We start from the raw sequence: 12,048 nt of genomic DNA on the forward strand, positions 1-12,048 counted from the left end.
GGTCAAGAATTCTACTAGCGGTTGACCACATATTGCAGCCATAGCGAGCAGCACAGCCCAATGTAGTGAGCAAAAATAGTATTGGTTGCCGAGCACACCACAGCAATATCAGCGGCGTTGATAAAGGCTGAGGAATCTCGCGTGGCCCCAATCACTACCGGCCCTTGCCTGAGCCCGCGCAGCAGCAGCGGCCCAACGATGGACTGAGTGCCTAAGATAGTGACCAACATGCCCACTAAGCTGATAATCAGGCCAATGCGGATAGCTCTAGCGGCATCTTTAGGCTTGGGCCGCAGGTCGGGGTTGGGGTTGCGCAGTTTGCGGGCCAAACGGGTGTAGCGAAAACCCCAGAACGCGCTGACGAAGGCAGTCACAATGCCGATGGAGGTAAAGATGCCAGCACTGGCCTCCCCTGGCCCGGTCTCCGGCTCTAGCGAGTAGATGACAAACAGCCCGCTCGCTACGACGCCAATTACGGCCTGAGCCCACAGCCCAATCCAGCCCGCTAGCCGAAAGTTGGTAGCAATGCGGCGAATGGCCGGAGGCAAGGAGTAACCAAGTTCACCTGTCATAGCGTCATTTTTTTAGTGTAATGGGGGTGGCGGGTCGGAAAAATCGCTTAGCTCTATGGGTCTAGCTCTATGGGCCTAGCTCTATGGTAATACGAGACGCCTGCCGTTAGGCATCCCCCAACAATCGCGCAACATTTCACGGCACAATAACACCACTAAAGAATGCAGGCATAGGACTGACATGCAGACATCTGACGCTTCATTTGGGTCACAAATTGGGGGCAGTCGCCAGCGGACTGAATTTACCCTGGATAGCTATAAAGATCAGGTCAGCGATCTGATCGGTCGGCATCGCCACCGGGTAGATTATCTGGCGATTCGGCTGGAGCGATCGCAGGGCTGCGAAATTCGACTGCGCGGCGATCGCCCCGAAGCCCTCAGCGAAGACATTTCCATCGGTGGTCAAGTGCGAGCCTGCTACAGAGGCGGCTGGGGCTTTGCCAGTTTCAATCGGCTAGCCGATCTGGGGTTGAGGCTAGAAGATGCGATCGCCGCCGCCCGACTGATTGGCGATGACACCACCCAACTCGCCCCGATTGACATTGTTCAAACCCGCTGCGTGTTGCCCCTGAGCGGTACTGACCCCCGGCAGGTCTCCCTGGCTGATAAAAAAGCGCTGTGCCATCACTACACCGAGGTTTTGCGCAGCGCCCATGCCGACATTGCCTCCACCGCCGTCCGCTACGAAGACAGCTATCAGCAGATCTTGCTAGCGACTTCTGAAGGCACGCTGATTGAGCAGGGCTGGGCAGATATTGAAATGCGCTTTGTAGCGACAGCGCGGCGGGGCGAACAAGTGCAAACCGGCAGAGAAACAGTCGGATCGCGGCGGGCCTATGAAGATGTGCTGGGGCTCGAAGCGAAAGTGAAAGCGGCAGGCGATCGCAGCGTCACCGCCCTCACCCTGCCTCCAGCCAAAGGCGGCATCTATACCGTGGTGATTGACCCTATCCTCAGCGGGCTGTTTGTCCACGAAGCCTTTGGTCATCTCTCTGAAGCCGACATGATTTACGAAAATCCTGAGCTGCTAGAGACCATGACACTGGGGCGACGGTTTGGCCCTGAAAACCTACAGATCTTTGACGGCGCAGCGCCTACTGGTCATCGCGGCAGCTACTTTTACGACGATGAAGGCACGCCCGCTACCACTACGCAGCTGATGACTGATGGGGTACTCACAGGCCGACTGCACTCCCGCGAAACGGCTGGCGGCTTAGACGAAGCGCCCACTGGCAACGCCCGCTGCCTGAACTATCACCATTCTCCCCTGGTTCGCATGACCAATACCTGGATTGAGCGTGGCAGCACGCCCGTCGCCGACCTGTTTACCAACATCGAGACCGGCATTTACGCCCGTAACTGGGTAGGCGGTGAAACCAACGGTGAGCTGTTTACCTTTACTGCCGGAGAAGCCTGGATGATTCGCCAGGGCGAAATTGCTGAGCCGGTGCAGGATGTCACGCTATCGGGCAACGTATTTAGCACGCTGGCCAATATAGAAGCAATTGGCGATGACTTTTACTGGGATGAATCGGGTGGCTGCGGTAAAGGCGGTCAGAGCGGGTTGGCGGTTGGCTGCGGCGGGCCAAGTCTGCGCATTAAAAACGTTGTCATTGGCGGCGACGCTGACTAGCTGGGCCATATCTAGGACTACATCTGGGACCACATCGCAGATTGGACGCTGCCTCCGCCCCGGCTAAGCGCCTCTAAAAGTGCCCAAACTGTAAAATTCGCTACACAATCTTCATCAGAATCTGTGAGCATTTGACCCCAGCTTCACACTATAATGCGGCTATCTAAGAAGCATCTACCATAATTGTTTAAAGGTATTGGTTGAGCGTTCCTAATGCTCCCATCGTTCACGACTGCCCCTATCAGCCAGCTGGGAGCACTCTAGGCTTATAGCTTGCGTGAGCATCTGTACCTTTGCAGTTGTCGGTAGCAACCATCATTTTTCTAGTGATTAATGCCTTTTTTATAAGGTGATTCTTCGCTGATGAATTTTTACAGGCTGGGTTGCTACACCCCTCATTTGGTCACCTTCGCCTGAAGCTTCTTCGATAAAGTAATGTCTTTGCCTGCTAATACAGCGAACGGTTTCAGCCGTTCATTCTTAGAGTCGCTGGAGAGCGATTTCCGTACTGCTCTTTTAGAAATTTTGCCTGACCTCAATCAGGACATGATTGCGGAAGTTTTTTCTGGCATCGCCGCATACGTCAGTTCTCAGAGCGGCGGCGATGAGAGTGATCCTCGCGCTGAGTTAGTCAATTCTTTAACAGACTTGTTAACGGCTCCCCAAGCATCAGCTAACCCGACGCTGAGTGATTTTCAGCAGAAAGCCGCTAGTTTGGGCGCTAATCTGGGCCTGAATGACACTTTGAACGGAGTAGGGCTAATCCGTCAGCTTTTAGCTGCTGTGCCTTTCGTCACTCCTGGGGATGCCGCCGCGTTTACAACGGTGACTGCTACTGGTCAGCTTGTGAGCAACGGCAACCCTCAGAGTCCTAACCAGCTCAAATGGACTCAGCTCAACACCAAAGCCAATGGCAAGACGAGCACTGCCGTCACGTTTGCCTTTGCTGACAGCTTCGCCATCACCGGACTGGAGACGGGCCGGGCCAAAACTTTGTTTGCCTCGGCACTGCAGACTTGGGCAGACTATGCGCCGCTAGATTTTTTTGAAATCGAGAATCCGGGCTCGGGTGATGCGGTAGATATTTGGGCGCAAAGCGCTAACATTGATGGGCCGGGCAGTACGCTGGCTTTCGCTTACTTTCCTAGCATTGGCGACATTACTTTTGACATCGGTGAAAGCTGGACTGAGCCGCTGTTTTTAGAGACGGCTGTGCATGAGCTGGGGCACTCGCTGGGCCTAGCACACGAAGACGGCACCGAGGCGATTATGAACTCGGTTTTGGCCAACCGCTTTGCTGGCGTAGATCGGCCGTTTTTGCTAGCAGATGATATCAACGGTATTCGCAGCCTCTACGGGGCTGGCCTCGGATCGGTAAAGACGTTGGCGATGCCGCTGCTTGCGCCTAACCTGGTGGTGAACGGTAGCTTTGAAGAAGTCCCAATTGGTCCGGGTGAATCTGGTGTGTATAAGCCGATTAAGGGCTGGTCTGTTATCTCTGGCTTAGGGATACAGGTGGATAAGCGCACTGAGCTACTAGGCGCGGCGGCTGAGGGCGTGGCCTGGGCAACGCTTGATGTCTACGGTCAGAACAGCACTATTGGTCAAAATATAGACACCGTCACAGGCCAGACCTATCGCCTTTCTGGGAGCTACAGAGGTCGCGGACAGTTACTAAATACCGCAGATATCCAAGTATTTTGGGAAGGTCAGCAGGTAGATGTCTTGACGGGGGGTGGTCTCGACGAGTGGCTCAGGTTTGACTATGAGGTGAAGGGCGGCGATCGCGCTATGAGTACCCTGGCTTTTCGTGCCATTGGCCCTGCTGATGGCATTGGCGGCTTTATTGACAATATATCTGTGACCGCTAAGGCATCGCCCCTGGCTCTTGCCGAGGTAGACAGCTTGGGGATGAGTACTCAGCCGCTGCCCGATGACCCGAGCCCAGCGCCCGACTTTACCCCAGCTCCGAGTGCTAGCGACCCGACGGCTAGCCCCTTTCCGACTGTATCCAGTTTCGTTTAAGCGATCCTAATGAGACCCGCGTAGCCCAACTGCGATCGCTGACAAATCCTGATCTATCGCTAGCTATCAGGACAGTATAAAACCTGTTCAGATGGCTTTTTCTTCGGCTGGCCGCATACTATTAGGTAGCGTATACCCCATGCCCTCTCGCCAGACTGCGCCCAATGCTTTCGCGAATCACGCCCGACGATACGAATGGCCCCTTGCTGTCTACCGATCAGCCTCATTTACGGCTTTATCTGGACACTGCCGATGTGGCTGCCTGGCAGACCTGGCTCCCAGTAGGACTTTTTCATGGGGTGACCTGCAATCCGCTGCTGACTGAGCGGGCGAGAGTTGATTGTCAGCCAGAGATTCTACAGGATTTAGCTAAAAAAGCGTTTGACTTGGGCGCTCAAGAAGTCCACCTGCAAGCCTGGGGTGGCTCCGTTGATGAGCTGCTACGAGTTGGCAAGGCGCTGGGCAGTGCCGATAGTCGCATTGTCGTTAAGCTACCGGCAACTCGCATGGGGACAGCGGCGGCTAAAACGCTAATTCAAGAGGGCATTTTGGTGACGCTGACGGCGGCATACGCAGTCCATCAGGCTCTGATCGCGGCGGCGATTGGGGCGAGCTATGTCGCGCCTTATCTGGGTCGGATTAATGACAGCGGTCGCGACGGCCGTGAGGAAATTGCCACCATGCAGCAGGCGCTCAATGGCGTTCGCAGCCAGACCCGCATCCTCACTGCGAGCATTCGCCAGGTAGAAGATATTGCTGTCCTGGCGGCTCGGGGCGTTGATACGTTTACTTTTTCGGCGGCGATCGCCCAATCCCTTTTTGAGGTACCTGCTACACTCACCGCTACCGCCGACTTTGAGCGAGCCGCCCAAGCCATCAGCCGTTAAACCTAATGTCGTTCCTGCACTGCCATGTCTCAGCCCAACCTGTACGAGCAGTCTGTATTTATTAAAGCTAACGCCACTAAGGTAGAGCGCTGCTTTACCGAGCAAAAGCTAATGCACCAGTGGCTCAACCCGGCCCTGGTATGCGAGCCGGTCGGTCAATGGCAGACGACGCTGGGCAGCGAATTTAAGTTTAAGCTGAAGGTGCCGCTGCTGGCTCCGGCCTTACCTAGCACAGTGATAGAACGCGCGCCGGGGCTGATTGTCTGGGCGTTTGATGGGTTTTTTCGGGGACGCGATCGCTGGGAATGCCAGCCCGAAAATCAGAACAATATTAGGGGCACTCGCCTGCTCAATCGCTTTGAATTCACCATTCCTAATCCCCTAGTCAGCTTTGGCTTTAAGCAGTTTGCCGCTGACTGGACCAAACAAGATATGGAGACTCAACTGCAGCGGCTCAAGCAAATTGCCGAAAGACTCTGACTGCTGGCATTGAGCAGAAAGCGGGCTCAGACAAAATCCAGGACGGTCACTTTGCTCTCAGGCTGAGTCAGATAGGGCTGAGCTGCTGCTTCAATCTGTCTGAGCTGGCCTAGCGCGCGGCTACAAGGAAATCCGTATTTGGCCTGGACGCGATCGCTGGCAATCTGTAGCGATTCACGAGAACGGTTCAAAAACTCAGTCACGGTATAGGCTTCACCCGGATCAAAGTAGTCTTTGACCACCAAAGAAGGAGAATAACAGCTCTCTTGTTTGCCATCGGGCCACTGAATTTTGAAATGAATTTCAGGCATAGATAATGGGAATAGAGAGAAAGGATATGCGAATAGAGTAGCTACCGGCTGCTCGCTCTTTTGTCTGCCAAACTACATTTGTCTGCTAAAAATCAGGGTCAAGTCTTGCAGACTTCAGGGTTCGGGCAAAGTTCTTAGCCTGCCGAATGCAGCAAATGCAGTTGCTTATTTTCTCCCTAAAAACGGCTGCGTCTCAAACCCCAACATCCCAGCGACCACGACGGTTGGAAAGCCTTCAACTGAGCGGTTATAGTTTTCAACCGCCTGGTTGTAGCGCATTCGCTCTGTAGCGATTCGGTTTTCGCTGCCTGCAATCTCATACTGTAAATTGACAAAGAGCTGGCTGGCCTGAAGCTGTTGGTTATTGGCGGAAAAGGATTGAAAATTGGCGATCGCTCCCTTCATCTTCTGATCTGCCACATTCTGCTCAGCTACGGTTGCCGCTGATAAAAAAGTCGCTCGCGCCGCACTCAGATTTTCGACGATCTGCGTTTCGCGCCCGACATACGACTCCGCCACCTGCGTTAGCTGAGGAATGAGATCGGCCCGGCGCTGCATCTGATTTTCGACCTGAGCCCATCTACTATCGACGGTTGTTTTTGCTTTGTTTAACGAATTGTAAACGCTGCCTATCCAAAGCGCAGTGGCTAAAGAGAGGGCTGCTATTAGCTCTTCTAAGGAGAACGCATCGTCTGAAAAAATTTGCTGCTGATTGAGGAGAATGTCCTTTTCTGAAGCAATAGGCACCAAGTCTTTAGAAATATTGTTGTCAGAATTCATTTGGCTCACCAACTCCCCCGGCACCGCCGCCACCGCTGCTGCCACCACCGAAACTACTACCGCTGCTAGAACTAGAGCTGCTAGAACTAGAGCTGCTAGAGCCAGAGCTGCTAGAACTAGAGCTACTAATCCTTGGAATCACGTATTCATGCTCACTACGGTGACTGCAGCAGTGGCACTGCCCTATAGTTTTCGCCCAACCACTTGATCGAGTAGTCGCCGCTTCGAGGGTGACATCTTTGACTGCAACAGTGAGTGCTTCGCAGGTCGGACAGTCCACAAAACCTCGCTTGCCCAACAACTGAGACCACAAGTGGATATTCGAACTGTTCTGATCCGCGTTAGGAGAGCAGTGTGTACAGCGCCACCCTTCATAAAATTTGGTTTGAAGCTGTATTTCAACCTGCGCTGGCTGGCTCAGGTAAGGTTTCAGCTGGCTGCCGCTCAGTAACTGTAGAGGATGCTCACAGCTTTGGCAAACAACGGACGGCTCTGCCGGCAGCGATCGCAATAGCCGTAAAACGCCCGCACCAGCGCCATAAAATGAGGTCAATGCAGCCATCATTATCCAGGCTGCAGCGTTTTCAATAAGAGGGGCTGATAAGGTACACAACAAAGCAAAGCCAAAGCTGACGCTAATAACCCAAAACAGATTTTGACCGACTAGCGATCGCAGCCCGGTATTTGTTAATTTATTTGTCTGCTCCTTTTTGACGCTGAGCCAAAGCTCATATCCAAGCCATACCCAAGCCAGCAAAGGAGCGAGAAATACTTTCTCTTTAATAAACAGCCTCGATATAGACACGAGTATGAAGCACAAAAACAACAGCTTAAGGCCGCTGTCGATCAGCTCTCTATGACAACCTCGCTTTCGGCCAACAGCTCTTCGATACCGTCAATGCGTTCTCTAATCAGCTCAGGATATTGGCGAGTGGTATCGGTAAAGGTGCCGTTACTAAAGGCCATCACCAGCGGCGGTGGAAAAGAGCCTGCGTAGGAAGAAAAGGCATAAAGAAAGGCATTGTCAGCGGAGACGAACTCGTAATTGCCATCGCCATCTAAATCTTCAAACTGGCCGCCGTCACCGTCTAGGTAGCCTGTCTCGACCTGGCTGAAGTTATCTCCTTGCCAGCTGTAAACTACGGTGTTAGTGCAGCAGTGAGCGCCGCCGTTAAAGTCTTTCACGATGACTTCTGCGGTGCGATCGCCGTCTAAATCTTGCAGACTGATGCTAGAGAAGCCAAAAGCCTCAGTTGCCGCTTCGATGAACGGCACACCGTCGTAATAAACCTGATACTGCAAATGCTCGCCGACATCGTCCGCTAAAGCGTCATAGTCAGGCGGTGTGTAGTCTAAATTGATAGACACCGATCCTTCGCTGAGTGTCAGATGGCTGAAGGCAGATGTCTCAGAGCTAATCTCTAGCTGGGCAGCGGCTACCTGGTCTATCAAGAGCCCGCCCAAGCATACGGTTGTGATGCCAATAGCCGCGATCGCCCCTGGCCGCATCGTTAGGTTTTTATCCACTTGCACATTACTAGACCCGATAGCTGGGCCGGTTCAGTCACTACCTCTAATAGCTTCACTGGCGATGCTCTCTTCTGCAGAAAATCGTTTGATTTTGTTGCAATTGTCAATAAGCTGCCCAGATAGAAAACCGCCGCAGATGCCTGTTTAACAGGACCTACGGCGGCAGTGAGGAGCTATCAAAATGAGCTAAACCAGAGTGCTAGCTTTGAGCCGGTAGCGGGGCTGGTCGCAGAGATACCGTCTGGCTTTCACCATCGCGCTCAATCTCTAAACGCAGGTCGCGGCTCAGTCCGTTGGCTTCTACGGCATCTTGCACTGCCTGACCATCGGCGATCGCCGTACCATTGACCCGACGCACCACATCGCCCGCCCGTAGCCCGGCTCTAGCTGCTGGCGAATTTGGGATGACCTTATCGACAAAGACGCCGCTATCGGCCTCTACGCTCACTCCACTGTTAGAGTCTTGGTTAGTAGCGTCTCGAATCTCAGGCGTGAGGTTCACCATCTGAATGCCGATGAAAGGATGCTCTACCTTACCTGTCGCGACAATCTGCTCAGAGATCCGCTCGATGTCGCTGATCGGAATGGCAAACCCTAATCCCTGCGCGCCGCTGATAATCGCGGTATTCATGCCGATCACTTCGCCCCGGGCATTGAGCAGCGGCCCGCCCGAGTTGCCGGGGTTAATGGCCGCATCTGTCTGAATGAAATCTACTCGCTTATCGGGAACGCCGACCTGATTGCTGGTGCGTCCGGTAGCGCTGACGATGCCCACTGTCACCGTGTTATCGAGTCCGAGGGGGTTGCCGATGGCGATCGCCACTTCCCCCGGCTGTAGCTCAGCCTGATTGATAGCCACCGTCGGCAGGTCATTAGCGTCGATATCGATTACAGCCACATCGGTCACCGGGTCGCTGCCAAGCACTTTCCCTTCAAAACTGCGTCCGTCTTTTAGCGTCACCTGAACCGTATCTGCTCCTTCTACCACGTGAGCATTGGTCAAAATTTGTCCGTCTTCCTGCACGATGAACCCCGACCCGACGCCGCGCTCAGTTCTTTCTTGCGGCCCCTCTGAGGGCACCTGATCGCCAAAGAACTGGCGAAAAGCTTCGGGCACCTGGGGAGACTGGCTGGTCACCGTGCGGGAGGCATTAATCCGGACGACAGCTGGCCCCACCGCTTGCACTACATCTGCGACAGACCCTACCTCTGCTGGCAACGCTAGACTGGCTGGCACCGTCTCGTAGGTGGGCTGAGCCGCATTAGCAGCAACTGGCTCTAGGTTGCGAGGTTGGCCCCAAGCATAGTAGGCACCCGTCGTGGCTGTGCCCGCACCGAGCAGCACCAGTGCTAGAGAAGTCGCTACCCGTTTGCTGACGGTCTTGCCAGCAGGCAGCGGCTGATCAGATGAATGGTTGGAGTGATTGGCTTTCATAAATCCCTACACGTATCGACGAATGTCTTTAATATCAATATAAGGAGTCGATTTGACAGGGAGATGACAAAGGTATGGCTATCGTGTGAAAGATAAGCGGACATGTCTTCCCGGCATCCCCAGGCAAATCAGCCCGGCGAAGGATAACTCAGATGCGGTTAGCTGTTCTAATTGGGGTGAAATAACTGAGAGCAGTTACTAGAACTGACTCCAAAGCGATGGTTAGCGATTTGTCGCTGATAGCTCGGTAGTAGGTAAGCCTGTAGGGCAAACGCTGTAAAAGCAGGTATCTTCTCAAGTCAGCCAGTTTTCAGTGGCAGCCGCCTGTCGGTCAACTTTTACCTTTCAGTTCTCATCAGCTTATTTCCATTAGCTAGCGGCTTTTGGAGAGGTTCTTATCGTTTTTAAGGAGATTCACTATGGACAGTACCTCTACCGTTGTTTGGCAAGGCAGCGTTAAAAAAGGACAGGGCAAGATTACGACCGAGAGCGGCGTACTCAAGGAGTCGGTATATACCTACGGCACCCGATTTGAAGACAATCCGGGTACCAATCCGGAAGAGCTAATTGCCGCCGCTCATGCCGCCTGCTTTACGATGGCGACCACTGATTTTCTCGGTGAGTCAAACGTCACCCCCGACAGCATTCGGACGGTCGCTAAGGTAACGCTCAGCACAGAGGGCAATGCGCCTGAGGTGACTAAAATTCACCTGGATGTCACTGCCAAGTTACCAGGTGACGATAAAGCAGCTTTTGAAAAGGCAGCTCAGAAAGCAAAGGAAAACTGCCCTATTTCCAGACTGCTCAATGCTGATATCACCATGGATACTCACGTAGAGCGCTAGGAACTTAAAGCATTACAGAGGTAGCACAGAAAAAAACTAAAGCAAAGATGTCAGAGATTAAACAGGAGTTATATAGTATGGCAACTCAGACCAATCAGCTCAGTGGTAAGCGAATCGCCTTTTTGGCAACCGATGGCTTTGAGCAGGTAGAGCTGACTCAGCCTTGGGAGGAAATTAAATCGGCAGGCGCAACGGTGGAGCTAATTTCTCTAGAGTCTGGAGAGATTCAGGGCATGAACCATGCCGACAAGGGAGATGCGTTTTCAGTCGATAAGACGCTCTCAGAAGTTAAACCGACGGACTACGACGGGCTGGTGCTGCCGGGCGGCGTGCACAACCCCGATACGCTGCGGACTAAGCCAGCGGCTGTGAAGTTTGTCAAAGCTTTTTTTGAGCAGTCTAAGCCGGTGGCTGCTGTTTGCCACGGCCCTTGGCTATTGGTAGAAGCTGACGTAGTAAAAGGCCGTACGCTCACGTCTTGGCCGAGTTTGCAGACTGATATTCGCAATGCGGGCGGCACCTGGGTTGATGAAGAGGTGCATGTGGATAGTGGCTTGGTGACCAGTCGTAAACCTGGCGACCTGGATGCTTTCTGCGCCAAGGCAATTGAAGAATTTAGCGAAGGCTATCACGCTCAGCAGGCTGCTTAGTTAGCTTCGACTGCAGGTTTTAATCAGGTTTTAGCAGGGCGATCGCTTCATGCCGTCAGGGTATAGTGCTCTGACGGCGTGTCCGTTCGTCCTAAAAGCCTGACGAGATTCTGTTTATTCTACAGAAACCCGATATTCGCGTAAGAGAGAACTTAAATAAAATGGCTGAAATAATCACCTTCCAACGTCCTGATGGGAAAAGCTGCTCAGGCTACTACTCAGAACCGAATGACGAAGGCAGCAGCGCGCCGGGCGTGGTTGTGATCCAGGAGTGGTGGGGCTTAAATGACCAGATTAAAGGTGTCGCTAACCAGCTAGTAGACGTGGGCTATCGCGTGCTAGTCCCTGATTTGTACAAGGGAGAAGTCACGCTCGAAGCGGCTGAAGCTCAGCATAAAATGGAATCGCTAAATTTTGAAGATGCCACTCAGCAAGACATTCGCGGGGCCGCGCAGTATTTACAAAAGGCCAGCCCTGACGTGGCGGTGATGGGCTTTTGTATGGGCGGTGTGCTGACGATGCTGGCGGCGATTCACCTGCCGGAAGTCGATGCGGCGATTAGCTGGTATGGCTTGCCTCCTGAGGGTGCAGGCGATCCTGGCGATATTGACATTCCGCTACAGGGGCATTTTGGCGAAAAGGACAGCTTCTTTCCGATCGCGCAGGTAGATAAGCTAGAGGAAACGCTCAAAGATGACGAAGTAGCCTACGAGTTTTATCGGTACGCGGCTGAACATGCCTTTGGTAACGAAACCGGCGATAGCTATAATCCTGAGGCTAAAGCGCTGGCATGGGAGCGATCGCTCGACTTTTTAGATAAGCATCTCTAAGCCATTGGGCACGAAAAATAGGTGATTTTGCCCCGACTTTTGCACAGACTGGCACAATAGAGGGGTTCTC

At 53.2% G+C, this 12,048-nt stretch carries 12 protein-coding genes; 7 read left to right on the plus strand and 5 right to left on the minus strand.

Features of this window, described 5'->3' with window-relative positions; genetic code table 11:
- Nucleotides 1–14: 14 nt before the first annotated feature.
- On the minus strand, nucleotides 15–572 hold the full coding sequence (locus CKL79_RS13705) for a DUF3611 family protein (RefSeq protein WP_121970141.1): 558 nt from the start codon (nucleotides 570–572) through the stop codon (nucleotides 15–17).
- A 181-nt stretch (nucleotides 573–753) separates the two neighbouring features.
- Here CKL79_RS13705 and CKL79_RS13710 point away from each other — a divergent pair, with 181 nt between their 5' ends.
- The 4 genes from CKL79_RS13710 (at nucleotide 754) to CKL79_RS13725 (ending at nucleotide 5,597) form a co-directional block, all read left to right on the plus strand.
- The gene (locus CKL79_RS13710; protein WP_121970142.1) at nucleotides 754–2,205 is read left to right on the plus strand and encodes a TldD/PmbA family protein; all 1,452 of its coding nucleotides are present in this window, start codon (nucleotides 754–756) and stop codon (nucleotides 2,203–2,205) included.
- Nucleotides 2,206–2,640: 435 nt separating this feature from the next.
- Complete coding sequence (locus tag CKL79_RS13715; RefSeq protein WP_121970143.1) at nucleotides 2,641–4,230, plus strand: matrixin family metalloprotease; 1,590 nt, start codon at nucleotides 2,641–2,643, stop codon at nucleotides 4,228–4,230.
- A 164-nt stretch (nucleotides 4,231–4,394) separates the two neighbouring features.
- Nucleotides 4,395–5,117: a transaldolase family protein gene (locus CKL79_RS13720; RefSeq protein ID WP_121970144.1), complete on the plus strand. Its 723-nt coding sequence runs from the start codon at nucleotides 4,395–4,397 to the stop codon at nucleotides 5,115–5,117.
- Nucleotides 5,118–5,141: 24 nt separating this feature from the next.
- Nucleotides 5,142–5,597: an SRPBCC family protein gene (locus CKL79_RS13725; protein ID WP_121970145.1), complete on the plus strand. Its 456-nt coding sequence runs from the start codon at nucleotides 5,142–5,144 to the stop codon at nucleotides 5,595–5,597.
- A 26-nt stretch (nucleotides 5,598–5,623) separates the two neighbouring features.
- Here CKL79_RS13725 and CKL79_RS13730 read toward each other — a convergent pair whose 3' ends face one another.
- From CKL79_RS13730 to CKL79_RS13750, 4 genes are all read right to left on the minus strand, one after another.
- Nucleotides 5,624–5,908, minus strand: a complete 285-nt coding sequence (locus CKL79_RS13730) for an MSMEG_0570 family nitrogen starvation response protein (RefSeq protein ID WP_121970146.1) — start codon at nucleotides 5,906–5,908, stop codon at nucleotides 5,624–5,626.
- A 165-nt stretch (nucleotides 5,909–6,073) separates the two neighbouring features.
- Nucleotides 6,074–6,736, minus strand: coding sequence for a LemA family protein (locus tag CKL79_RS13735; protein ID WP_170944061.1), 663 nt, complete (start codon nucleotides 6,734–6,736; stop codon nucleotides 6,074–6,076).
- A gap of 798 nt (nucleotides 6,737–7,534) precedes the next feature.
- A complete protein-coding gene (locus CKL79_RS13745; RefSeq protein WP_121970149.1) occupies nucleotides 7,535–8,215 on the minus strand; it encodes a hypothetical protein in 681 nt (226 codons plus the stop codon).
- A gap of 202 nt (nucleotides 8,216–8,417) precedes the next feature.
- On the minus strand, nucleotides 8,418–9,653 hold the full coding sequence (locus CKL79_RS13750) for an HhoA/HhoB/HtrA family serine endopeptidase (RefSeq protein WP_121970150.1): 1,236 nt from the start codon (nucleotides 9,651–9,653) through the stop codon (nucleotides 8,418–8,420).
- A 419-nt stretch (nucleotides 9,654–10,072) separates the two neighbouring features.
- Between CKL79_RS13750 and CKL79_RS13755 the strand changes: the two genes are divergently transcribed.
- The 3 genes from CKL79_RS13755 to CKL79_RS13765 all read left to right on the plus strand — a co-directional run bounded on the left by CKL79_RS13755 (nucleotide 10,073) and on the right by CKL79_RS13765 (nucleotide 11,978).
- Nucleotides 10,073–10,498 (plus strand): OsmC family protein, encoded by a 426-nt coding sequence (locus CKL79_RS13755; protein ID WP_121970151.1) that lies wholly within the window; start codon nucleotides 10,073–10,075, stop codon nucleotides 10,496–10,498.
- Between the two features lie 77 nt (nucleotides 10,499–10,575).
- On the plus strand, nucleotides 10,576–11,148 hold the full coding sequence (locus CKL79_RS13760) for a type 1 glutamine amidotransferase domain-containing protein (RefSeq protein WP_121970152.1): 573 nt from the start codon (nucleotides 10,576–10,578) through the stop codon (nucleotides 11,146–11,148).
- Between the two features lie 161 nt (nucleotides 11,149–11,309).
- Nucleotides 11,310–11,978 carry a dienelactone hydrolase family protein gene (locus CKL79_RS13765; RefSeq protein WP_121970153.1) on the plus strand — a complete coding sequence of 223 codons (669 nt, stop codon included), beginning with the start codon at nucleotides 11,310–11,312 and terminating at the stop codon, nucleotides 11,976–11,978.
- The last annotated feature ends 70 nt before the right edge of the window (nucleotides 11,979–12,048 follow it).

This window comes from Leptolyngbya sp. BC1307, assembly GCF_002286735.1.
Taxonomy (GTDB): Bacteria; Cyanobacteriota; Cyanobacteriia; order Phormidesmidales; family Phormidesmidaceae; genus Phormidesmis.

What these genes read in the sequence shown, in the direction of transcription:
- CKL79_RS13705 (WP_121970141.1), bottom strand. Translation starts at nt 572, where the DNA reads ATGACAGGTGAACTTGGTTACTCCTTGCCTCCGGCCATTCGCCGCATT.
- CKL79_RS13710 (WP_121970142.1), top strand. Translation starts at nt 754, where the DNA reads ATGCAGACATCTGACGCTTCATTTGGGTCACAAATTGGGGGCAGTCGC.
- CKL79_RS13715 (WP_121970143.1), top strand. Translation starts at nt 2,641, where the DNA reads ATGTCTTTGCCTGCTAATACAGCGAACGGTTTCAGCCGTTCATTCTTA.
- CKL79_RS13720 (WP_121970144.1), top strand. Translation starts at nt 4,395, where the DNA reads ATGCTTTCGCGAATCACGCCCGACGATACGAATGGCCCCTTGCTGTCT.
- CKL79_RS13725 (WP_121970145.1), top strand. Translation starts at nt 5,142, where the DNA reads ATGTCTCAGCCCAACCTGTACGAGCAGTCTGTATTTATTAAAGCTAAC.
- CKL79_RS13730 (WP_121970146.1), bottom strand. Translation starts at nt 5,908, where the DNA reads ATGCCTGAAATTCATTTCAAAATTCAGTGGCCCGATGGCAAACAAGAG.
- CKL79_RS13750 (WP_121970150.1), bottom strand. Translation starts at nt 9,653, where the DNA reads ATGAAAGCCAATCACTCCAACCATTCATCTGATCAGCCGCTGCCTGCT.
- CKL79_RS13755 (WP_121970151.1), top strand. Translation starts at nt 10,073, where the DNA reads ATGGACAGTACCTCTACCGTTGTTTGGCAAGGCAGCGTTAAAAAAGGA.
- CKL79_RS13760 (WP_121970152.1), top strand. Translation starts at nt 10,576, where the DNA reads ATGGCAACTCAGACCAATCAGCTCAGTGGTAAGCGAATCGCCTTTTTG.
- CKL79_RS13765 (WP_121970153.1), top strand. Translation starts at nt 11,310, where the DNA reads ATGGCTGAAATAATCACCTTCCAACGTCCTGATGGGAAAAGCTGCTCA.